The sequence below is a fragment of the Streptomyces sp. NPDC096339 genome (assembly GCF_044762985.1).
GTDB lineage: Bacteria > Actinomycetota > Actinomycetes > Streptomycetales > Streptomycetaceae > Streptomyces.
This window is the reverse complement of the sequence record NZ_JBIWFI010000009.1, coordinates 45,668-66,786: the sequence shown is the minus strand read 5'-3', so window position 1 is coordinate 66,786 and position 21,119 is coordinate 45,668. Positions and strand designations below refer to the sequence as shown.

The 21,119-nt window shown below is 70.2% G+C and carries 18 protein-coding genes; 11 read left to right on the top strand and 7 right to left on the bottom strand.

The genetic code is table 11. The features are described 5' to 3' along the window. The first annotated feature begins 424 nt into the window (after positions 1 to 424). Positions 425 to 1,579 carry a pentapeptide repeat-containing protein gene (locus tag ACIQ5Y_RS14885; RefSeq protein WP_403879741.1) on the top strand — a complete coding sequence of 385 codons (1,155 nt, stop codon included), beginning with the start codon at positions 425 to 427 and terminating at the stop codon, positions 1,577 to 1,579. 431 nt (positions 1,580 to 2,010) lie between these two features. On the opposite strand, the gene ACIQ5Y_RS14880 is transcribed toward ACIQ5Y_RS14885, so the two are convergent. Both ACIQ5Y_RS14880 and ACIQ5Y_RS14875 read right to left on the bottom strand, forming a co-directional pair. Next, complete coding sequence (locus ACIQ5Y_RS14880) at positions 2,011 to 2,454, bottom strand: hypothetical protein (RefSeq protein WP_403879739.1); 444 nt, start codon at positions 2,452 to 2,454, stop codon at positions 2,011 to 2,013. 288 nt (positions 2,455 to 2,742) lie between these two features. After that, positions 2,743 to 3,591, bottom strand: coding sequence for a helix-turn-helix transcriptional regulator (locus ACIQ5Y_RS14875; RefSeq protein ID WP_403879738.1), 849 nt, complete (start codon positions 3,589 to 3,591; stop codon positions 2,743 to 2,745). A gap of 139 nt (positions 3,592 to 3,730) precedes the next feature. Between ACIQ5Y_RS14875 and ACIQ5Y_RS14870 the strand changes: the two genes are divergently transcribed. From ACIQ5Y_RS14870 to ACIQ5Y_RS14860, 3 genes are all read left to right on the top strand, one after another. Then, positions 3,731 to 4,510 carry an NAD(P)H-dependent oxidoreductase gene (locus tag ACIQ5Y_RS14870; protein ID WP_403879736.1) on the top strand — a complete coding sequence of 260 codons (780 nt, stop codon included), beginning with the start codon at positions 3,731 to 3,733 and terminating at the stop codon, positions 4,508 to 4,510. Between the two features lie 167 nt (positions 4,511 to 4,677). Next, entirely contained in the window at positions 4,678 to 6,567 is a 1,890-nt protein-coding gene (locus ACIQ5Y_RS14865) for a hypothetical protein (RefSeq protein ID WP_403879734.1), read from the top strand. Between the two features lie 69 nt (positions 6,568 to 6,636). Beyond that, the gene (locus ACIQ5Y_RS14860; protein WP_403879732.1) at positions 6,637 to 7,023 is read left to right on the top strand and encodes a hypothetical protein; all 387 of its coding nucleotides are present in this window, start codon (positions 6,637 to 6,639) and stop codon (positions 7,021 to 7,023) included. Between the two features lie 107 nt (positions 7,024 to 7,130). Here the strand turns inward: ACIQ5Y_RS14860 and ACIQ5Y_RS14855 are convergent, their stop codons facing one another. Both ACIQ5Y_RS14855 and ACIQ5Y_RS14850 read right to left on the bottom strand, forming a co-directional pair. Then, entirely contained in the window at positions 7,131 to 7,775 is a 645-nt protein-coding gene (locus ACIQ5Y_RS14855; RefSeq protein WP_403879730.1) for a hypothetical protein, read from the bottom strand. Between the two features lie 308 nt (positions 7,776 to 8,083). Continuing rightward, positions 8,084 to 8,410 carry an integrase core domain-containing protein gene (locus ACIQ5Y_RS14850; RefSeq protein WP_403879728.1) on the bottom strand — a complete coding sequence of 109 codons (327 nt, stop codon included), beginning with the start codon at positions 8,408 to 8,410 and terminating at the stop codon, positions 8,084 to 8,086. Positions 8,411 to 8,706: 296 nt separating this feature from the next. Here ACIQ5Y_RS14850 and ACIQ5Y_RS14845 point away from each other — a divergent pair, with 296 nt between their 5' ends. From ACIQ5Y_RS14845 to ACIQ5Y_RS14835, 3 genes are all read left to right on the top strand, one after another. Further along, positions 8,707 to 9,507, top strand: coding sequence for a maleylpyruvate isomerase family mycothiol-dependent enzyme (locus ACIQ5Y_RS14845; RefSeq protein WP_403879726.1), 801 nt, complete (start codon positions 8,707 to 8,709; stop codon positions 9,505 to 9,507). A gap of 581 nt (positions 9,508 to 10,088) precedes the next feature. Continuing rightward, positions 10,089 to 10,283, top strand: coding sequence for a hypothetical protein (locus ACIQ5Y_RS14840; RefSeq protein ID WP_403879724.1), 195 nt, complete (start codon positions 10,089 to 10,091; stop codon positions 10,281 to 10,283). 279 nt (positions 10,284 to 10,562) lie between these two features. Then, entirely contained in the window at positions 10,563 to 10,841 is a 279-nt protein-coding gene (locus ACIQ5Y_RS14835) for a hypothetical protein (protein WP_403879722.1), read from the top strand. A 525-nt stretch (positions 10,842 to 11,366) separates the two neighbouring features. On the opposite strand, the gene ACIQ5Y_RS14830 is transcribed toward ACIQ5Y_RS14835, so the two are convergent. Then, positions 11,367 to 14,291, bottom strand: a complete 2,925-nt coding sequence (locus ACIQ5Y_RS14830; RefSeq protein WP_403879721.1) for a hypothetical protein — start codon at positions 14,289 to 14,291, stop codon at positions 11,367 to 11,369. Between the two features lie 322 nt (positions 14,292 to 14,613). Between ACIQ5Y_RS14830 and ACIQ5Y_RS14825 the strand changes: the two genes are divergently transcribed. From ACIQ5Y_RS14825 to ACIQ5Y_RS14810, 4 genes are all read left to right on the top strand, one after another. Further along, a complete protein-coding gene (locus ACIQ5Y_RS14825; protein WP_403879719.1) occupies positions 14,614 to 14,805 on the top strand; it encodes a hypothetical protein in 192 nt (63 codons plus the stop codon). 581 nt (positions 14,806 to 15,386) lie between these two features. Beyond that, the gene (locus tag ACIQ5Y_RS14820) at positions 15,387 to 15,842 is read left to right on the top strand and encodes an ester cyclase (RefSeq protein ID WP_403879717.1); all 456 of its coding nucleotides are present in this window, start codon (positions 15,387 to 15,389) and stop codon (positions 15,840 to 15,842) included. Next, positions 15,839 to 16,444 (top strand): TetR/AcrR family transcriptional regulator, encoded by a 606-nt coding sequence (locus ACIQ5Y_RS14815; protein ID WP_403879716.1) that lies wholly within the window; start codon positions 15,839 to 15,841, stop codon positions 16,442 to 16,444. Before ACIQ5Y_RS14820 ends, ACIQ5Y_RS14815 begins: the two co-directional genes overlap by 4 nt. After that, the gene (locus tag ACIQ5Y_RS14810) at positions 16,441 to 17,412 is read left to right on the top strand and encodes an oxidoreductase (protein WP_403879714.1); all 972 of its coding nucleotides are present in this window, start codon (positions 16,441 to 16,443) and stop codon (positions 17,410 to 17,412) included. The genes ACIQ5Y_RS14815 and ACIQ5Y_RS14810 overlap by 4 nt, the downstream gene beginning before the upstream one ends. Positions 17,413 to 17,570: 158 nt before the next feature. Here ACIQ5Y_RS14810 and ACIQ5Y_RS14805 read toward each other — a convergent pair whose 3' ends face one another. Both ACIQ5Y_RS14805 and ACIQ5Y_RS14800 read right to left on the bottom strand, forming a co-directional pair. Beyond that, a complete protein-coding gene (locus ACIQ5Y_RS14805; protein WP_403879712.1) occupies positions 17,571 to 18,479 on the bottom strand; it encodes a serine/threonine-protein kinase in 909 nt (302 codons plus the stop codon). Then, the gene (locus ACIQ5Y_RS14800) at positions 18,476 to 20,338 is read right to left on the bottom strand and encodes an ABC transporter ATP-binding protein (RefSeq protein WP_403879710.1); all 1,863 of its coding nucleotides are present in this window, start codon (positions 20,336 to 20,338) and stop codon (positions 18,476 to 18,478) included. The genes ACIQ5Y_RS14805 and ACIQ5Y_RS14800 overlap by 4 nt, the downstream gene beginning before the upstream one ends. Positions 20,339 to 21,119: the final 781 nt, after the last annotated feature.

Genomic DNA, 21,119 nt, shown 5'->3' with positions numbered 1-21,119 from the left:
GTCTCCCGACCCCCCCCGGGGGTGGGGGGTGTGGGGGGGGCGGCCGGGGTGGGGGGGTGTGGGGGCGCCCCCGGCCCCCCCCCAACCCCCCGCGGCCTGGTGTGGCAGACCGTTCACCGCTGGGTGATCCATGTCGCCACGCTGGTGGTGAGGGCGGTGGCGGCCAGGGTCATCAGGCGGTATCGGGGCGCTGCATCGTCAGGTGCAGACCGCGAGAACCGCGTCAGCGCGCTCGTGCCGACCAGACCGTGATCCTTCTCACCGACAACCGCTGTACCGATGTTCCCCGAGGCCGGCGCAGCACTGGAGGGTAACTGAGACCTCAGGCCTGTCAGGGGGAAGGCAGTCCCCAATCCGAGTGTCATCAGAGCTGCTCTCCGGACGCCATCCGGCCGGTGTAGGGGCACCCCCCTACTGTGTCGCCATGACGATGCTGACCAGCGTTCTCGACCACCTCAGCACCGTCCCCACCCCGACCTCCTCCGGCACCCCGGCATCGAACCAGAGCCCCGGCTCTGGCACTCCCATCTGGGTGACGCTCCTTGTGGGTCTCGTTGGTGCCCTACTCGCCAGCGCAGGAGCGTTCGCCGGCGCTTGGCGCTCCTCAAGAGCCCTCCGACAGAACACCGAACGAACCCTGGAACACGAACGGACTCGCCTGCTCAACGAACGCTTCAGCATCGCGGCCGAACTCCTCGGCCACAGCGAGGCAGCCTGCCGCCTAGCCGGTGTCCACGCCATGGCCGGGCTCGCCGACGATTGGACCGAACGCCGACAAACCTGTATCGACGTCCTCTGCGCCTACCTACGCATGCCCTACCCACGAATCCTCGCAGAGGGCACACCAGCCGACGGAGATTCCAACGGACAAGCCAACCGCGAAGTCCGCCTCACTGTCATCCGGACAATCCGTGACCACCTCCTAGCCGCCACCCCACACGAGACGTCCTGGAGCGGATACGACCTTGACTTCACCGGAGCCGTGTTCGATGGCGGCGACTTCTCCTACGCCCGGTTCTGCGGTGACAAGGTGCGTTTCACCGGAGCCACCTTCTCCAGCGGCCTGGTGAGCTTCTACGGTGCCACCTTTTCCGGCGGTTCGATGGGCTTCTACGGTGCCACATTCTGCGGCAGCGAGGTGCTCTTCCGCGGTGCCACGTTCTCCGGCGGCTCGGTGAACTTCCGCGGAGCCACGTTCTCCGGCGGCTCGGTGAACTTCCGTGAAGCCACGTTCTCCAGTGACGTGGTGAACTTCGACCGCGCCGCGTTCTCCGGCAGCGAGGTGGGCTTCTATGGCGCCACCTTCTCCAGCGGGAAGGTGAGCTTCTACGGAGCCAAGTTCTCCAGCGGTACCGTGAACTTCAAAGGCGCCAAGTTCTCCAGCGGCGCCGTGAACTTCGACCGCGCCAAGTTCTCCGGTGCCACGGTGACATTCCGTGCGGCACAGTTCGATGGCGGTGTCGTCGACTTGCGAGACGCGGCAACCTGGTCGCGGCCTCCATCCCTCGACGACGGCCTCCTAACCGCCCCACCCGCAGGACTGCTCCTGCCGGGCCCGCCGCCCAGGCCGAATCCTTGAAGCCAGCTGGCGCAGGCCGCGTTCAGTGGTGGAGCCGATGACATCCCGGGCCGCTTCCGAACGGCCTCCCGCCCCTCCAGCACCTCGATCTGGCCGGCGTCGTAGCTGTTGGTTTCCTCGCGCACGATGTCCCTCTTCGGCGGTGTCCATCAGACCCCCGCAGCCTAGGTGAATCCAGAGAAAACACCAGGTCGGAGCCTGTTCGGCGATTGCCGCAGACGGCCGCGTGAGCGAGTACTCGGGGTCGGTTGGCCCAGTACCTCGGCACCGCCTCCGGAGCACCGTACGACCCTCCCCGGAGCCTCGCGTGATGCCGTTCTGGGTAGCTCGGAAGTCCCCGGTTTTCGGAGTTTCCCGGTCCGGCCGCCGGCCTCGTGCACGTGTGGAGACGGGAAAGGTTGCCCTTGTTCTTGCTTTGATCAGAGCCGGAACTATCCGGCCCAGGGATTGGCCCCCTGCTTGAGGACGACGAGCTCGCGCGGCCGGTCGGTGGGCCAGAGGTCGATCTGATAGAGGAAGTGGTCACCGGGGCCGCCGTCGGTTTCGACGGACGGAGGGTCGGTGGGGACGTAGGAGACCCGGGCACGCAGCAGCCCTGCCGGAACGGTCATGCTGGGGCCATCGTCCGGGAGGACCCCCGGGCTACATACGGTGAGTCGGCCGGTCGGGGCGTCCAGGTCCGCCTCCACGATGTGTTCGGCCGTCGGCTCCGTCATTGGTGCCGACGGGTGAACGGTGATGACGGACTCGACCATGTCGTCCCGAGCGGTGCCGACGGAGATCGAGTGCGGTTCCCGTCCGATGCGATGCACGTGGACTGCCTCGTCGGTCCAGCCGGCCGGCGGCAGGTGCGGATCGATCGCGTGCTCATCCATCCAGGAGTCGTAGGGCTCAAGGTCCTGGACGTAGAACTGGCCATGATCGGCATCTATCAGAAACTTCAACGGGGAATCGGCCACCACCGCAGGCTATCCAGAGCTGATGCCGCCGATCGGCCTGCCCCCTCGGCACGCACGCCGTGTGTGCCACCGTTCCTCCTTCGCCCCGACTTTTGTCCGCGGTCAAAAGTCGGGGCCGACAGGCGAGACGTGCGGGTGGCTTTGCCCACGAGAACGGAGCCGTCAGCGCTGAGGCGTTCCCGGTCGCGGGTGGGCGTTGTCGAGTTACTCGCGGATCTGGGCGTTCACCGTGGGATGCGCGTCACCGTTGTCCGCGCCCAGGCCCGCGAGCAGGCGCAGTCCGTCCTCGGCGGGGCTGCCGGGGGCCGCGGTCAGCACCAGCAGCTCCATGCCTGATTCGTCCGGCAGAGCGAAGTTCTCCTGGTGCAGTTCCAGCAGTCCGACCAGGGGGTGCCGGTACGCCTTGCGTCCATGTGCGCGGGCGCGCACGTCCGCGCGGGCCCAGAGGCGGCGGAAGCGCTCGCTGCCCATCGCCAGCTCGCCGATGAGTGAGGCCAGGCGGGGGTCCTCGGGGTGTTTGCCGGCGGCCAGGCGCAGGTGCCCGACCACGTCGCGGGTGCAGTTCTCCCAGTCCGCGTAAAGGCCGCCCTCGACTTCCTCGAGAAAGATGTGCCGGGCGATGTTCAGTCCCGGCATCGGGCGGCCGAAGAGGAGCCTGGCGAGGCGGTTCCCGGCGAGTGCGTCCAGGCGGTGGTCCATGATCAGCGCGGGTGCTTCGGTGACCAGGTCGAGGACGCGCAGCAGCTCCGGTCGGACCCGGCCGCCCGGCGTCTTCGCGCGGCGGCGGCGCTGCCGCGCGAGGCGGTAGAGGTGCCCGCGTTCGGTCTCGTCGAGGTCGAGGACGCGGGCGAGCGCGTCGAGGACCTGCTCGGAGGGCTGGGTCGCGCGGCCCTGCTCCAGGCGTACGTAGTAGTCGACGCTGACGCCGGACAGGTGCGCGACCTCTTCGCGGCGCAGCCCTTCGACCCGGCGGCGGCTGTCGGTGGGGATGCCGACGGCCGCCGGGTCGACCCGGGAACGCCGGGTCCGCAGGAACCCCGCAAGATCGTCCATGCCCCCGAGTATGGCCTCGACTGTGCCCGTGAGGGTGGTCCTGCTGTTACCAGGAAGTCCCGTCCGATGGAAGCGGCGTCCCTGAACGCCGGGCGCCGCGGCGTCCAGGATCGAAGGCATCCGATCCGAAGGAGTTCCCATGAAGACGCTGATCGTCCATGCCCACCCGGAGCCGAAGTCGCTCAACAGCTCGCTGAAGGACCTCGCGGTGTCCACCTTGGAGAACGCCGGGCACGAGGTACGGGTGAGCGATCTGTACGCGATGAACTGGAAGGCGGTCGTGGACGCCGCGGACTACGGCCCCGAAGCCTCGAGCCCGCTGAAGGTCGCCCTGGACTCGGGCCGGGCCTTCGATGCCGGGACGCTCACCCGGGACGTCCTCGCCGAGCAGGAGAAGCTGCTGTGGGCCGACACGATCATCTTCCAGTTCCCGCTGTGGTGGTACACCATGCCCGCGATCCTCAAGGGCTGGGTGGACCGGGTGTTCACCTACCGCTTCGCCTACGGCGTCGGCGAGCACAGCGACACCAAGTACGGCGAGCGCTTCGGTGAAGGCACCCTCGCGGGCAAGCGGGCTCTGCTGTCGGTGACCACAGGCGGCCCGGAGTCGCATTACGCCGCTCGCGGGATCAACGGCCCCATCGACGATCTGCTGTTCCCGATCCAACACGGCATCCTCTACTACCCGGGCATCGAGGTGCTGCCGCCGTTCGTGCTGTACGGCACCGACCGGATGACCGACGAGGACTACCCGGACGTCGCCAGGGCCTGGGAGCAGCGCCTGCTCACCCTGGAGTCGACAAAGCCGATTGCGTTCCGGCGGCAGAACTTCGGCGACTACGAGATCCCCTCGCTGCACCTGAAGGAGGGCCTGGAGCCCGTGGGCCGCACGGGTTTCGGACTGCACGTACGCGGCTGAACCGCCGGAGATAGGCAGGCGAGCCGGGGCGCGGACCCGAGGAGCAGCCCGACGGGCCGTGGCGGCCGACTACTTGCTCTCGTGTGGGTTCCGGCTCGCCTCTCCTCCCTGGTGTCAGTGGTGATCACTAGGCTCGGCGCACTTGATCAGCTGACGAGTGAGGACCCATGAGATCTCCGGCCGAACTGGACGACGTGCCCTGGCACACCCTGACCCATGCCTACGGCTCTGCCGAGGACGTGCCCGAGCTGATCAGGGCGCTCTATCAGGATGACCAGGAGACGGTCGACGAAGCCATCTACGAGCTCTACGGCAACATCCACCATCAGGGCACGGTCTACCCGGCCTCCGCCCCCGCCGTCCCCTTCCTCGCCCACGCTGTCCGCCATGCCCCGGGCAACCGCGACCACCTGCTGATGCTGCTCGCCACCCTGGCCGATCACGCCCCGGGGGACATCGAGTCGCCCCACTGGCCGGGCAGTTCGGTCGCCGCGATCTGCACGGAGCTCGCCCGGGTCCTTCCCGACTTGCTGCCCTGCCTGGAGGATGCCGATCGCGGCGTGAGACGGGCGGTGCTGCGCGTCATCGCCGCCGTGGCCGGGCTCCTCCCCGCCGAGTTGCGGGCCGAGGTGCTGGCCCGGGTCGACGTTCTGTACGCCACTGACCCCGTCGCGGCGGTACGGGCGGACGCGATGGTGGTCCGGGCCCGGTCGGGCGGCAGTGAGGCGGAGGCCCTTGAGAGCCCACTGCCCGAGGTCCGCCTGGCCGCCGCGGTGCTCGCCGCCGAGCGGTCCGGGCCACCGTACGCACCCCGACTCGTGGAGATCCTCACCGAGGACGGCGCCGACCCCGACCCCGGGGACGACCACTTCTCCTGGCCTGGCAGCACCTCACAGGACCAGCACCTCACCGAACTGCTCAGCCAGGACCCGGACGCCGCCCTCACCGTTGCAGCCGGCTGGATCGCGGCGGGAGACACCGGATCCCGGGGGTCCTGGATCGCCCAGCAGATCATGGAGACCTGGCGCGGCCGCGAACCCGAGGCCCTGGACCTGCTGCTCGCTGCTCTGCCCCACCGCGGCGATGCCAACACCCTCGCCTACGGCCTGAGCACCATCGGCCGCTGGATCCGGCACATCCCCGAGCCGAGCGCCGAACTCCGGGAAGCGCTGTACGAGTACGCACGCACCGGGCAGGAGGAGAGCGTCGCCGGATCCGCACTCCTCGCCCTGACGCACTCCCGCGACCCCCGTGCCCTGGATCTGGCCCTGGATCCGGCCCTCCACCGCTCCGACGCCCAGACGCTGCAGGCAGTGGCCCAGTTCTTCCCGGAGGTTGGCGACAGGCTGATACCCGCGATCCGGAGCGCACTGGCGGCAGGCGCCGCCGGCAACGACGCGATCCACCTGGTCGGCGCGCTGGAGCGGTTCGGTCCGGCTGCCGGGCAGGCGCAGCCCGAACTCCTCGACTGCCTCCGCACCGGCCGCGGCGCCATCGTCGCCGCCCGCCTGCTCGGGCTCGTCGGCACTCCGAACCCTGAGACCACCACCGCGCTCCTCAAGGCCGTGGAGAGCGCTGACGCCTCCCTCAGCATCGCGGCGGCCGTGGCGTACCACCGGCACACCGGCGAGGCCGGGCCGGCGCTCCGCACCTTCGAGACCCTGCTCGCGACGGCGAAGGGGCCGGCCCACTGGTACCTGGCCTGCCTCACACCTCTGGGCGGCGCGGCCGCCCCGCTGCTGCCGACCATCGAACAGCTGCTGACGGCCCGCTACGACTGGACCCGTATGGCGGCCGCCGAAGCACACCAGGCCATCACCGGATCCCCCGACCGAGCCGTCCCCGTCCTCGCCGAGCTGGTCTCCGCCTCTCCGGTCGGGCTCAGCGCCTTGAAGGCCCTCGCCGCCATCGGCGAGATCCCCGAGGACCTCCGCCCCACCCTCCGAGCCTTCGCCTTCTCGCCGCACCGCCTGCTGGGTGACACCCCCTTCTCGGAGGAATCCCACCCTGATGAGGAACTGCGGGCCCTCGCATGGAGGCTGCTCACCGACGGTTAGCCGGGCCCGACTTCTGTCCGCGGACAAAAGTCCGTGCTCGTGCTCGCATGCGGTTGCTACTGTCCGGGCGTGATCCTGACTGACCTCAACAACGGCTTTCGTGACGTCGAGCAGCGGCGGTGCGTGCAGCGGGTGATTCACGATCGCCTCGCGGACGATCGTGACCAGCAGGAATGCCGCTTCCTCATGCGGTTCTGGTGGCAGCTGGCCATGCCGTATCAGGAGGTGTCGATGGATGAGCTCAGCCTGAACGTCGGTAGGCCGAAGCTGGACGTGATCGAGGCACTGATCAGCGCCGTCCAGTCCTCTCATGCCGACATCGACGACTGGATCACCACCACTCGGCAAGTCTTCCCGGTGATCCAAGACCGCGGCTTCAGGTCCGCCCAGGACACCGCAGATGACGCTGCAGGCGAGGCTGAGAAGGGCCGGGTACCCCTGCCGGACACAGGATGAGGCGGCCCGACTTTTTTCCGCGGACAAAAGTCGGGCCCGTGTCCGCGTACCTCGACGCGCAGAATCGGCGTTGCGGCGACATCGGGCGGCACGGGACAGCAGCAGCCTCAGTACAGGTGAACGGCCACCCCGCACAGACCGAGCCCCTTCTGAGCGGCAGTGCGCCAGAGACGCAGGGGGCCGTCCAGGACACTCTCCTCGTCCGTGCGGTAGTCGAGCCAGTCCCGGGCTTCCGCGGAAGTCCGCTCGGTGTCGTCGAAGGACAGGGCTCGCTCGACGGAGGACAGCGACTGCCGGACTTGCGCCGAGGTGAGGAGGAAGTTCCCGCACCAGCCGGGGAGCAGGGCAGCACGCGCCGGACCGATGGCGTGGAAGAGCGATGCGACGGCGTACTTCTTGGAATGGACGGAGATGAAGATGCCGTCCCGTTCCTGCGCTGCCCACACGTCGTCGACGACGTAGAACCGCGGCTCGGCGTTGCCGACACAGACGTCGTCGGCGTTCTCGCCGGGGGCTGTGAGTTCTCGGAACGACTCGACGGCGGCGGCGTCGGAAGCGGTGAACGCCGGGCTCGCGGCCGGGGCGTACCAGGTGTCGTAGTCCGGCAGCGGTGTCTGCTGCCATCGCTCCCACCGCTGCCGAGCGCCTGGTACGGCGCGGTCTGCCTCCATGGCCGGCAGCAGCCGGGGGGACAGCTCGGCGATGAAGGCATCGCTGTGACTGCTGATTGCCCAAGCGCTGGTGAATCCCATGGAGCTGGAGGCTAGTACCCGGGGCCGACAGTCCAGCTGCAGTCGAAGGGGGGATGCGCGGGGGAGGAGCGAGCCGGACTTTTGTCCGCGGACAAAAGTCTGCGGCCCAGTCGTGCAGGGTGGCGAAGTGATTTCGGCGGCACGCGCACTTGGCTGGCCGTCAGCCGCGACCCGTGAGAGCGAGAGCAGGCTGGACGGCCAGGGAGTCGTACTTGTCGATGACCGTTCGGAGTTCGCGGGCGCTTCGAGGTGAGAGGGCTTGCAGCACTGAGGTTGTTCCTGTTTGGCGGACAGGTTGTATGTGTTGGTCAGGCTGCGGTGGTTTCGTACTCGGCTGGGCTCCGGTAGCCGAGGCTGCTGTGGAGTCGGCGGTTGTTGTACCAGCCCTCGATGTAGTCGAAGATCGCGGATCGTGCGACGGATCGGCTGTGCCACCTGCGCTGGCTGACCAGCTCGTTCTTGAGGGTGGCGAAGAAGGATTCGGCGAGGGCGTTGTCCCAGCAGACTCCGGTCCGTCCGACCGAGAGCCGGATGTCGTGGGCGGCGGCGAGGGCGGGCCGCCTACACCTGCAAAGCGCGTTATAAGTGGCTGTTGTTGTTCCGTGCTTGAGGAGTGATGGTCGAACGAGAGTCACCTGAACTCCCGACCTGACCGCTCCTCCTCCGCCGTCGTGACCTCTGCGTCCATCACATCGAGCGGCAGCATGACCGTGCGCACCGGGTGGACGTCAAGTCGCCAAGGTGCCCGGCCGCGCGGAGAGGCCGGAGCACCCACAGGCACGATGCCTGGCGTACCGCCCACCACCAGCGTCCTCGCAGCAGTGCGCAGCTCGTCACCCGAGCGGTGGAGGCGAGGACGTCCCAATGGCCAACCGGCGACGACTGTGAAAATCGCTGTCCGATCACCGGAGCACGGTGATAGACACCAGCCGTGGAAAAGAATCTTGAGTTCCCCGACCTGTTGCGACTGATCGATGAACGGTCGAACGCCTTCCGCGCCGTGGTCGCCGCCGCGCCCGGTCTCGACGCGCAGGTGCCGACCTGCCCCGGGTGGACGCTGTTCGATCTGGTGAAGCACCTGGGCGGGGGAGACCGCTTCTGGGCCGCCATCGTCGGCGCGGGGCCCGCCGACGCGCCCCCCGCCGAGGCCGTCGCCGCGCGCGCCGCGCTGGAAGTGCCGCAGGAGCGTGAGGCCCTGCTGGCCTGGCTGGACGTGTCGACGCAGCTTCTGCTGGGCGCCCTGCGCGCGGCGGGACCGGAGAGCGGTTGCTGGACGTGGTGGCCCGCGTCGCAGTCACCGCAGACCGCCGGCGGCACCGCCCGGCACCGGGTCCAGGAGACCGCGGTGCACACCTACGACGCCCAGCTCGCCGGGGGCGCCCCGCAGCCGTTGCCGGTCGAGCCGGCACTCGACGGTGTGGAGGAGTTCCTGTTCACCGTCTGCGCAACGCCGAGTGCCTGGCCGCACAAGCCCACGGCCTTCGACTTCCACGCCGCCGAGGGGCGTTCCTGGCGCCTCACCGTCGACGGCGGCGGCGCACGCACCACCCGTATCCCCGCGCCCACCGCCGCGACCGGCGAGGACTCGGACGCAGCCGGCGCCTCCGTTCACGGCACGGCCAGTGAGCTGGTCCTCTACCTGTACGACCGGATCCAGGCAGACTCCTTGCACGTTGACGGAGACGCAGGGCTGCTCGACCTGCTCCGCGCCTGGGAGCCGGAAGCGAAGTAGCACGGAGCGGGGGCGGTTGGCCGCGCGTCGAGCCGGTAGGACACGACTCTTCGCCAGGTTCGTCAGCCGCGGCACCGGGCTCAAACCCACGAGGCGGCCTCGGGGCGTCATCAAGCCGACCGTCTACCTGGATGGCAGTGCGAATTTGTCCGTCCCAGCGATCACGAGAAGCGACGCGACTGCCGTCGTCCCGATCTCGTCGAGAAGTCAGTCGATCGGGTGACTGCGGCGGCTGCCGTCCATGAGAGCAGGGGCCTCTTGGCAGCTCGAAGAGGGGCGGAGCCAACGTGCGGTCCAGGAGGCCGTGTTGTCGTATTTCTAAGGCAACGCGGGAGTGGGGTCCACTTCGGCCACTCTTGCGTGTGACTGTCTGGCTCACAGGTTCGGGAACGCCAGAGACCACGGGGCGCGCGAGCATCGGTATCCCACCGATATGTCGGACGCCGAGTGGGCGGTCCGGCCACTGCTGCCGGTGCCGGTCCGGCTGCGGGGCCGGGGCGGGCAACCGGAGGCCTATTGCCACCGGGCCAGGTGGAACAGTCCGGCTGCGCACAATGTGTGGGCGTGGTGGGATCGGCCGGGTGAAGGATCCCTTCGGCAGTGACGAATCCGCCCTCCTGGCCCCGTCCGCGATGGGAGCCCGCGAGGCCTCGCGGCGGGCTGTGGCCGCCCGGGCTGCTGACACGGCCGAGCTGGCGCTGCTGCTGGACATACTTGGCCTCATGCCCGAGACCAGCCGCCCCCACCAACTGCTGGGCCCGGAGTGCCCCTGCTGATGTGCCGCCGTGGCCTGAGGCTGCCAGCTGGCGAGGGCGACCCGTCTCGGGTAGGCGAGGTGTACACCGCTATGTACCCAGCCTTTGCCTGTGGTCGAAGCGCCAGGTGCACGACGGCTGGCTGTACGAGGTCGGCCTCCCGGCGTACCGCAACGGCCCCGGGGACACGGTGGAGCCGGCCGAGTACCGGGTCTGGGTCCGCGCACCGCGGCACATGCAGCCCCTGGACGGCGTCTCGTACGCGGGCGTGCCCGTGGAGTACTGGAGCCGCCGTCACTCGTGGCGCGGGAGCTGGGGCCGCGCCGCCCGTCCGGCTGGGTGCTCGCGAAGGCCGGCGGCCGCGGGCCCGGCCGCGGCACCGTCCAGGCCGTCTACTGCACGGAGGACCCGCCCGAAGCGCCGGTGCTCACTCTGGAGCGGGCCCTGGACGCGGCGCAGCACCCGGGCACCCGGCTGTGCTGCGCGTCGCACAGCTCGAACAGGGCGTCGCTCCGCGCGGTCAGGCACGCTTACAGCTCCGACCGGAACTCCGCCACCACCGTCAACGCGTCTCGTTGAACGTCGTGTTCGACCCGTCCCACGATCCCGGCCTCCGTGCTGCGCTGTCGCTCAGCACAGGATCGGCTTCCTACCCCTCACGCGGCTGGTGAACTGGAGAAACGCCGAACAAGTTCGAACCTCGTTCGACGCCCGACGACCATAAACGGCAAGCTGAGCGCACGATCTGGCATGGATGCTCCTCGACCGCCGACCTCGCCGCCCGCGGCCCGCACGGCTACCGCCGAGCACACGCCGAAGCCGGCGCGGCGGCCCAGGCCCTCGGCCTTGGCCGCGGGCTCGCCCCCGGCCTCGACCCACGGGCCGCCGTCCCGGCGGTGGGAGGCGGCGACCCAGGCCGCACTCCGTACGAGGCTCGGAGGGACCACGAACAACGCCCCGCATTCTGCGTGTTCCTCGGCACCCGTCCGCCCGGCACCGCCGACCTCGACGACCGCCTCCTGTGACTCGCCGGCACCAGCCGACGGGGCACGCACCGGCCGGGGCTCCCAGCCCTGGACGACCCGCTGCGCACGGCCGACCACCTCACTCGGCCGCAGACAGCTCCTCGTCGATCTCGGCGGCCGACCGCAGCTGTACGGCCCGGCCGTACAGGTCCCTGAGTTCGGGGCGCTGTCCGAACGGATACAGGATGTGCCAGTGCGCGGCGACGTACTCCAGGAGGTCGAAGCGGCCCGCGTTGGCGATCGTCGACGCAGCCTGCAGGCTCTGGCGGACACCGAGCACGGTGGTCGGCGGGTCCTGGTAGTTGCTCTGCCGTACGAACATCATGGCCTGCATGGCCAGGACGGGCTCGGGGGACGTGTAGAAGTGGGGGTTGGCGGTCCACTTCGGCAGCTCGGTGCCGGAGTCGGGGTTCCAGTCGGCGAAATCGGCCCGCAGCCCGGGCAGTACCGGTACGAGTCGCTCGCGCGGGCCGAAGGGACGTCCTGCCAGCACGGCACTCGTCAGAGCGGCGTCCTCGCGGCTCGCGCTGGTGAACGTCCCGCGCACGAGGCGTGCGTTGAGCCAGGGATCGTCCTGGGCGAGCAGTGCCGGTACAGCCACCTCTTCACGCAGGTTCCGCAAGCTCCGGGAGTCCGGTGTCTTGATCGGCCAGCGCACCCTGGGGGCGTCGAGCAGGGCGTCCCACACGAGCCGGTCGCCGTGCTTGACCAGGGCCGGCAGGGTGTCGGCGCTCCGGGTGGTCCGCACCAGTGCGACGCGGGTGGCCACATCGAGTTCACCCACGGCGGCGTCGATCACCTCACGGGGGGCGAGCCCGAGGAGGGAGGCCGGCGCACACAGCAGGAGGGTGTCCGGGCCAGGCTCAAGAGGCAGCCCCGACGCGGCGGCGTCGAGGAGTTCGGGCAGTGTTCCGTCGAAACCCGCGGTAAGCAGGCGTACGGCGTGCGCCCAGGGCCCGGCGGCCCCGCCCAGCCTCTCGCGGATCATGTCCGCCGCGTCGTCCCGCTCCGGTCCGACGAGGAAGTCGGCGGCGGGCACCACGTCGAGCGGAGCGCCGCCCCCGGCCAGCCGGACGGCGGTGCGCAGCAGTTGGGGCAGCGGGCCCGAGGAGTACCGGGTGAGGCGCCGCAGCGCGAGCCAGGCCCCCGCCTCGGCCGTCGGCCCGCCCGCTCCCGCCTCCAGGCTGCCGAAGCACTCCTGGATGATCCGGCCGATCACGTCGCCCGGAGCGCCGCCGAGCACGCCCTGCGTCGGGCGCGCGTGCCTCAGTACGTCCTCGGGGGTCACCGCGGGCGCCCAGCCTGGCCGGGGGACGGCCAGTCCCACGAAATGCCTGGCCTCGGTGCCGGGGAGGCCCGGCCCGAGGTTTCCACGGGTCAGTGTCGCGAGGGCGGTGTCCCGGTCGGTGTACAGCCGCAGCAGGTCGAACGCGTTGGGCTCGGGTTCAGCCAGGGCGGTCGCGACGTCCGGCGGGCAGTCGGCGTGCGCCAGCAGGACCCCGTACCGTTCGCGTGCGCGGGCGCGGTGGTGACGTACGTCCGGATCGGCGAGGCGACTGCGTACGAGGTCCCAGTCCACGCTGTACGAAGGGTCCTCGGTGATGGCCCGGCTCGTGGCCGCGAGCTCGGCCCGGCTCAGCAGGCTCAGCGCGTAAGGTCGCAGACCGGACGGCAGACGCAGCCCCCATACGCGCAGTGCCTCGTCCAGGAGGTCGCCCTCCCGGAGCGCCCTCGCGGCGGCTTCCAGCGGCTGCGCGGAGCCCTCCGCCAGCGCGCGGGCGAAGGCTTCGCGCACGTCCTCGTCCCGGATGCCGCCGCCCAGTGCGGCCAGCAGCGTACGCAGCCGGTCGGCCCAGCCCGCCTCCCACATCCGGATGCCGGCGGTCAGCTGCTGATACGGGGTGAGCAGCGCCTCCTCGGTCTTTGGACCCTTGAAAGAGGCGGCCAAGGCTTGTGCGGCCAGACCCGGTTCGCGCGAGTCGAAGCACAGCCGCAGCAGGTCGTCGTCCCACGGCGCGGACGGCAGGGACGCGATCAGGGCGTGCACGGCGGGTGTGCGCGGCAGCGGGTCCGCGGCGTCCGGTTCGAAGGGACGGCCCTCCAGCAGGGCCAGCCGGGTGGCGGGAGCCAGCTCGTACCCCTTGTCCCGCGCCGCGCTGACCAGGCTGGTGAGCAGCCATTCGTTGATCTCGGGATCGTCCCGGAAGAGGAAGGCACGCTCGATCTCGGCCTCCTTGTTACCGGTGCGGGACTTCATGCGGTAGGTGACGTTGAACAGGTCCGCCCAGGCCTTGCGGTCGCGGGTGTCGATCAGCGGCTGTGCGAGCTCCGTGCCGGCGCTGCCGGAGGCGAGCATGTGCAGGGGCCACGGGGCGAAGCGAGCCAGGAGCCGTCGGGGCAGGTCGCCGGGCGCGAGCCGGATCAGCCAGGCCACCTCTTTCTCGGGGCTGACGCCCACGGCCGGGACGAGCTCGTCGTCGTCAGGGCGTACGGCAGCGTCGAGGAGGTCCGGCACGTTGCCCGTGAAGCCGGATGCGAGCAGCTCGAAGGCCCGCTCCCAGGCCCGCTCGTCGCTGCCCAGACGAACCCGTACACGTCTTTCCATCTCCGGCGACGGCGCACTGGTCCATCCGAAGCCGTTCCGGAGCTTCCCGGCGGGGGCGGTGAGCCACTGTGTCTCGTCCCACCCGGCTGCCACTTCGTCCTGCCCGGTTCCCACCGCAGCAGCGAGCGCGGGGGTGAGGTCAGTCCGGGCGGCGACGAGCGAGGCCTGGCGGCGGGTCAGTCCCCGGTGCTCGAGGACGGCCGCCACTTCCTGGCTCTCGCCGTGCTCGGCGACCCAGTCACCCAACCCCTCCGGTACCGCGCACCACCGTTGGTGCAGGACCTCTGCGCGCCCCTGAGGACCAAGTGCTTCGGCGACCTGCGCCGCGGCTTCCTTCCCGGCGTACTGGAACAGGCGGAGGAACGCGGCATCGGGTTCTTCGACTTCTGATGTGCTCACGCCATGAAACGCTACCTGCCGCAGCCGCCGTGTGGATCACGGGGCCGGCGGGCGCCGTCCAGGTGCCCGGCACCTCCTGCGCGACTACGCGGACGACATCGACAGGGTCCGGGTGATCTACTACGTGACCGCTACGTGACCGCGCTGCGGACCATCATTGAGCCTTCTCCAACCTCACGCTGACGCGAGATGAAGGACGAGTACGGCAGCCTGGCCGATCGCGGTCAATGCAGTTGGTGCTGCAGCGGAGCTTCCGTAGGAGCCGCCAGCCCTCCGGCCCGCCCGTCGAGGTCGGGCCCGGGAAAGTCCCGTTGACCTCGGCGTGAGGAGCCCGCTGTCGACCACCCCTGAAGCCGCCCCGCCCGCCCCCGATCGGTTCGCCGAAGCTCTGGCGGAGGCCGCCCAGACCGCAGCGGCGGCCTTCTGGCTGATGCTGACCATCTCCGATGCCGTGCGCCGCGCCGCCCAGAGACTGCGCGAGGGCAAGGAGGCCGAACTCGCCGAGGGCGAGTAGAAGCTCGCGCCGGGTTGGGCCGCCGACGCACTGCGCCCGCTGCTCGACGGCGGGGTGATCCTCGTCTCCCCGGCCTGGCCGGACATGGCCGCCAGGATGGCTCTCCTCGACCAGCATGGCGTCGACTTCGCCGGTTTCTTGTCTGCCGCGCACGGTCAGGGCCGCGGCGTCGACCGGACGGTGGCCGCCCTCCTGAACCAGCAGGGCGGCCCGCAGGCGGCGGGGTCTGCTCCGGCTGCTGCGCCGGCTCCCGCCGCCCGCTCTGCTTCCGGGCCCGGACCCGCCGCCGCACCGCCCACCGCGGCCCAACCGGAGCCCGCGCGGGACGGATTCGTGTCCTCAACCGGCCTGCGTCCCGCGGCGGAGATGAGCGGCGCCTCCGCCGTCAAAGCGTCCAATCGGCGAGCGCGTGGCAGCGCGAGAGGGGTGGGCGGATCAGGCCGGCCGCGTTGCGCGCCGCCTTCCGTGGCGCGCTTCAGGGCGTTCGGGTGGCCCGGCTCGCCGTCCATCCGGGCCGATTCAAGGTTGGTTACACCGTACACATCGTGTACGGTGTAACCAATCGTTGATCGGAGGATCTGGTGTCCCACCCGACTGTTGCGCACGCGTTCGCTGCTTTGATGAACGGTCACGACCCCGATGCCGTGGACGGCTTCGTGGCCGAGGAGTACGTCAACCACAACCCCTACGTCGAGGACGGACGGGAGGCCAACCGGGCCTTCTGGGCGCGCTGGTTCGCAGCCTTCCCGGACACCCGTGTGACCCTCGAGGACGTGGTGGTCGACGGTGACCGGGTGGTCGGCAGGTTCACCTACCGGGCCACCCACCTCGGTTCGCTGCTCGGCGAGGAGCCGACCGGGCGGGCGGTGGAGATGAGGTCGCTGGACATCTGGCGGGTCCAGGACGGGATGGCCGTGGAGCACTGGGACGAGCTCAACACCGTCGAGTTCTTCACCCAGCTGGGCCTCCTGGCGCCGATGGCCATGCCCGGCGGGCCCACCCCCGCACGCGGCGGGGAAGGGGGCGATGCGGCATGACGCCCCCTCCGAAGGAGCGCGAGCCCTCGGTGTCGCAGCAGCGACGCGAGCGGGAACGTGCCGAGGCCCGGGCCGAGATCCTGCAGGCCGCCCGGGAGCTGGCCAGGGCCGAGGGCTGGGAGGCGGTCAGCATGCGCCGCCTGGCCGACCGCATCGGCTACTCCGCCAACTACGCCTACCGCTACTTCAAGGGCCGCGACGACATCCTGCTGGCCTTCGTCAAGGACGGCTTCGTCCGCCTCGCCGCAAGCATGCGCTCGGCCGGTACGTCCGTCCGGGCCGCGGCGGCCGCCTACCTGGACTTCGCATTGGACGAGCCGGACGTCTACCAGGTGATGTACGGCCTCGGCGGCGTTCACGTGCCGGCCGCCGACACCGTCACCGAAGGCGGAGCGGTCGGCGCGGTGATCGCGGACGCCCTGGGGATCACGGACCCCTATGACGACCGCATCGCCCGCATCTGGGCCACCGCACACGGCCTCGCCGCCCTGCACGCCATCCGCAAGCTCCCCGTCGACCGCGCCCACCTGCACCGGCTGCTGGCCGCGAGCGTCGACGACCTGCTCCGTACCCCGCACCAGCCAGAGGGAGACGCCCGATGACCACTCCTCTCACCATCCCCAACCGGTGGACGGCCGACGACATCCCGGACCAGAGCGGCCGCACTGTCGTGGTGACCGGCGCCAACAGCGGCCTGGGCTACGTCACCGCGCGGGAACTCGCCCGCCACGGCGCCCACGTCATCCTCACCGCCCGAAACGCGGACAAAGGCAGAACCGCGCTGGACCGGCTCCGAGGCGACCTCCCCGGATCCGCCGTGGAACTGCGCTCCCTGGACCTGGCAGACCTGGACTCGGTCCACGCCTTCGTCGACGCCCTCGACACACCCGTGGACGTACTCATCAACAACGCGGGCATCATGATGCCGCCGCGATCCCTCACCAAGCAGGGGTTCGAGTCCCAGTTCGGCACCAACCACCTGGGACACTTCGCCCTGACGGGCCTGCTGCTGGAACGACTGCGGGCCGGCCGCGACCCACGCGTGGTGACGGTCTCCTCGACCCTGCACAAGAACGGAACCATCCACTTCGACGACCTCGACGGCCAACGCTCCTACTCACCGCGCGGGTTCTACGCCCAGTCCAAGTACGCCAACGTGCTGTTCGGCCTCGAACTGGACCGGCGTCTGCGTGCGAATGACCTCCCCGTCCTGAGCCTCCTGGCCCATCCCGGCTACTCGGCCACGAACCTCCAGTCCGCCGGACCGACCGGCCTGCTCAAGGCGATCCTCAAGGTCACCAACCGCTACGTCGCCCAGGACGTCGAGACGGGCGCGCTCAACCAGCTCTACGCCGCCGCTGCCCCGCAGACCCAGGGCGGCCAGTTCATCGGACCCGACGGACGCAACGAATCCAAGGGCCACCCCACCCTCGTACAACCCGTGGAATCCGCCAAGGACCCCGAAACCGCCCGACGCCTGTGGGACCTCTCGGAGCAGCTCACCGGAGTCCGCTACGACTTCGCCATCCGGCCTGCCGCCCCGCACGGCCCCGACGTCCCCAAGCCCTGAACCCCTCAACCGAGGCTTCCGAGCTTCCGTCCCGGTACGGGAGAAGGGCAGTGTGTCACGGCCGGCAGAAAGCCTCGGTCGAGACTCCGACGGGCTCGGTGTCGATCACGGCGGGCGGGGACTTCTCCGAGGAGTCGCTACGAAGGGCTCTGGGGAGCTCACGAGCCCGATGGCGCAGTGATGTGGCGCCGCTGCCACGGCAGAGTCCGATCGAGGGCGGCGGCGAGTTCGGGGATGGCGGGACGGGCAGCCGGGTCGAGGCGGAGGCAGCGGTCGATCGCCTCGGCAAGGTCGCGGGGGAGGCGTCGGCGGGACCTGACCGGCGGAGGAGGTTCTTCGAGCTGCGGATACCAGTCGTCCTGGCCGCCCGTGCCGGCGTCGCCGTTGCCGTCGCTGCTCTCGTCCAAGGTCTCGCCGCTGTCGAATGGTACGTCGCCGGTGGCGAGTTCGTACAACGTGATGCCGATGCCCCATACGTCGGCGGCGGACGAGAGCAGCCCGCCGCGCGCCTGTTCGGGAGACAGGTAGCAGAAGGTGCCGACGCCCGGGGGCGCAATCCCGGGCACGCGGGCCACGCTGAGGTCGAGCACCTTGGCGTGCCCGCAGTCGACCACGACGTTGGACGGCTTGAGGTCCAGGTGCAGCAGACCGTGACCGTGGAGGTAGTGGACCGCGGAGCACAGTTGCACGCCGAGGAGGGCCACGTCCGCGGCGGCCGCCCGCCGGGGCATCCGGTCGATCAGGTGGGACAGCGTTTCGCCCGTCAGCGTCTCCAGCACGACGAGCGGTTCGGGCGACTCGAAGGTCTCGTACGCCCGGACGAGGTGCGGGTGGGTGAAGGCCCGAAGCCAGTGACCCTCGCGCAGCAGCCGGTCGCGCAGCCGCTCCTCGTGGCGCCGGTCGGGGCGCAGGACCTTCACGACGCATCGGCAGTCCCGCTCCTCGCTCCAGGCGTCGTAGAGGTCGAGCCAGCCGGTCCGTGCCAGGTGCGCCAGGACCTCATACCCCGGGGCGGGGTGAGTTCCCGGCGCGAGGGCCGGGGCCTGTCGTGCCGTGGCGCGGTTCATGAGAGGACCTCTCGTACGGGCGGGGAGCCCGCGGGCGCAGGGCTGGTCACCGCGTTCAGCCGGTGCAGCCGGGCGTAGGTCCCGCCGCGCAGTAGCAGGTCCTGGTGCGTGCCGCGTTCGACGACCCGGCCGTGGTCCAGCACCACGGTGGAGGTGGCGTCGCGGACGGTGAGGAGATTGTGGGAGATGACGATGGTCGTCCGCCCGGCCATGAGCCGGCGCAGCGGTTCCATGATCCGGCGGCCCGACCGGGCGTCGAGGCCGGTGGTCGGTTCGTCCAGGAGCAGAACGGGTGCGTCTCTGATCATCGCGCGGGCGATGGCGAGGCGCTGGGCCTGCCCGCCGGACAGCGTGCGGCCGCGCTGGCCCACCATGGTGTCGTAGCCATCGGGGAGCTGTCGGATGAAGTCATGGGCGTCGGCGGCACGGGCCGCAGCGACGATGTCCGCCTCTGTCGCGTCCGATCGGCCATAGGCGATGTTCTCCCGAACGGTGCCGTGGAAGACGAGCGTCTCCTGCAGTACCACCGCGACGTTCGCCCGCAGCTCGGACAGCCGAAGGTCCCTGAGGTCGGTGCCGTCGAGGAGGACTGCCCCCTGATCCGGGTCGTAGAAGCGCAGTTGCAGTTTCCCGACAGTGGACTTGCCGGCGCCGCTCGCGCCGACCAGCGCCATCGTCGTGCCTGGCGTCACGCGGAACGACACGTCGCAGAGCGCCCATCGTGAGGTACCCGGATAGCGGAAGGAGACGCCGCGGAACTCGATCTCGCCCCGGGCGCGCCCGATCCGCCGGGCATCGGCGGCCTCGGCGACCTGGGGGCGCTGGTCGAGCAACTCGATGATCCGCTCGGCGGAGGCGGACGCCGTGTAGAAGGTGCCGGTGAGGTGGGACAGGTCGCGGATCGGGCTGTAGAGCCTGCTCAGCAGCGCGAGGAAGACCAGCAGTTCGCCCAGGGTGAGCTGTCCCTGCGCCAACTTCCACGTGCCCAGGCCCATGACGGCCAGCGCACCGGTCAGCTCGATGATCTCGACGATCGGGCCGTAGACGGCGCGGATGCGGGCCGAGGCCATCGCCGCGCGGAACTTGCCCACGCTCTCGCGTGCGAATCGGCGTTCCTCCGACTCCTGCCGGTTGTACGCCTGCACCAGCGCGACATTGCCGAGGGCCTCCTCGGTGATCGCGCTGATCGAGCCGCTGCGGCGGCGCCGCTCGCGCGACGCGGCCTTGATGAGCCGGGAGAAGCGCCGGGCCGCGCACCAGAAGAGCGGCACGATCACGAGGGAGAGGAGGGTCAGGTCCCACCGCAGGTAGAACAGCAGGCCGAGGAAGACGCCCAACCGCATCACGTGGTAGAGGCCGTTCGCCACTCCCGAGAGCAGGAACGTCTCGACCGCGTCGACATCGCCCGTGATACGCGAGAGTACGTCCCCCAGTCGGCGCCTTTCGAAGAAACCGAGCGAGAGGCTCTGGACGTGTCGGAAGACATCCGACCGAAGGGCCAGCAGGAAACGCTCGCCGACCCAGGTGGACATCACGTCGTCGGCGAACTCCAGTACGCCGGAACAAACGATGAGCCCCGTGTAGGCCAGCGCGATCCAGAGGAAGGGACGCAGATCGCGCGGCACGAGGACCTCGTCCACCACGATCTTGAAGAGCCATATCTCGGCTGCGTCGAAGACCGGGCTGACCATGCTGAAGACGAGTATCGGAATGAGCCAGCGCCGGCCACCGCGGGTATAGGGCCAAAAGCGCCGGAATGCCTCGCTCGGGGCGACGGGCGGGGCGGCGACGACGACCGCGTCGGGATCGTCGGCCACCGACAGCAGGCGCCGCAGAACATGCCGCGAGACACGCCTCATGGACGCGTTCCTCAAGGATCGCCGGCCGAGCGGGCCGAGGTCAGGGACCCGCTCAGCCGTCCTGTGCAGTCACCAGTGGTGACCGTGGGTGGTGGTACGGCGATGGCGGCGGCGACGGCGCCTTCCGGTGCTGTCGGAGCGCCTCGACGTCATGTTCCTCTTTTCGTGTCTGTGTTTGGCTGGGACGATGTGGCTGAAGATCGCCATGAGATTCCCTCCTGAAGAGGCTTCTACAGGGCATACGCTCCAGAGCGCTCGGGGGATTGCCTTCTCGGGAGATTTCTTGTCCGCGTCGTGCCGATAGGGGCCGGTCCTTGGCGCCCACAGCTGCCGGAAGGGCCGTCGTGCCGGTCAGGTAGCGGTCCACGGCGGCGGCCGCCGACCGGCCCTCCGCGATGGCCCACGCCACCCGGGACTGTCCGCGTCCGGCGTCATCTGCCACGAGCCGACTCCGTATCTGTTGAGCGGTCGGCGGCCGACCCCCTGCGAGCTGGACCCCGCCGACGCCCCGCGCGAACCTCGGCAAGCCGGACCCGCATCGGGCGGGGGACCCGGCGCCGGCCTCAGGCACGACCGTCCCGTGTGGGGGCGGCATGGACGCGTGGGGCTCCGTAGAGGCCGCGCGACTGGTGGTGGACCTCGGTGATCCTGGCGCTCAGCACGTGGATGTCGCCCAGGGCGAGAGGCAGTCGGGGGTGGCTCCCGGGAGCTGTGGGGCGACGACCCCTCCCTCCAGTGGTTCACGTGTCGCTGCGGACCGTGCCGCAGGGTCTTCGGCCCC

Bases quoted from the DNA above. Each gene is read 5' to 3' on its own strand.
- ACIQ5Y_RS14885 (WP_403879741.1), top strand. From the start codon at position 425: ATGACGATGCTGACCAGCGTTCTCGACCACCTCAGCACCGTCCCCACC.
- ACIQ5Y_RS14880 (WP_403879739.1), bottom strand. From the start codon at position 2,454: ATGGATGAGCACGCGATCGATCCGCACCTGCCGCCGGCCGGCTGGACC.
- ACIQ5Y_RS14875 (WP_403879738.1), bottom strand. From the start codon at position 3,591: ATGGACGATCTTGCGGGGTTCCTGCGGACCCGGCGTTCCCGGGTCGAC.
- ACIQ5Y_RS14870 (WP_403879736.1), top strand. From the start codon at position 3,731: ATGAAGACGCTGATCGTCCATGCCCACCCGGAGCCGAAGTCGCTCAAC.
- ACIQ5Y_RS14865 (WP_403879734.1), top strand. From the start codon at position 4,678: ATGAGATCTCCGGCCGAACTGGACGACGTGCCCTGGCACACCCTGACC.
- ACIQ5Y_RS14855 (WP_403879730.1), bottom strand. From the start codon at position 7,775: ATGGGATTCACCAGCGCTTGGGCAATCAGCAGTCACAGCGATGCCTTC.
- ACIQ5Y_RS14815 (WP_403879716.1), top strand. From the start codon at position 15,839: ATGACGCCCCCTCCGAAGGAGCGCGAGCCCTCGGTGTCGCAGCAGCGA.
- ACIQ5Y_RS14810 (WP_403879714.1), top strand. From the start codon at position 16,441: ATGACCACTCCTCTCACCATCCCCAACCGGTGGACGGCCGACGACATC.
- ACIQ5Y_RS14805 (WP_403879712.1), bottom strand. From the start codon at position 18,479: ATGAACCGCGCCACGGCACGACAGGCCCCGGCCCTCGCGCCGGGAACT.
- ACIQ5Y_RS14800 (WP_403879710.1), bottom strand. From the start codon at position 20,338: ATGAGGCGTGTCTCGCGGCATGTTCTGCGGCGCCTGCTGTCGGTGGCC.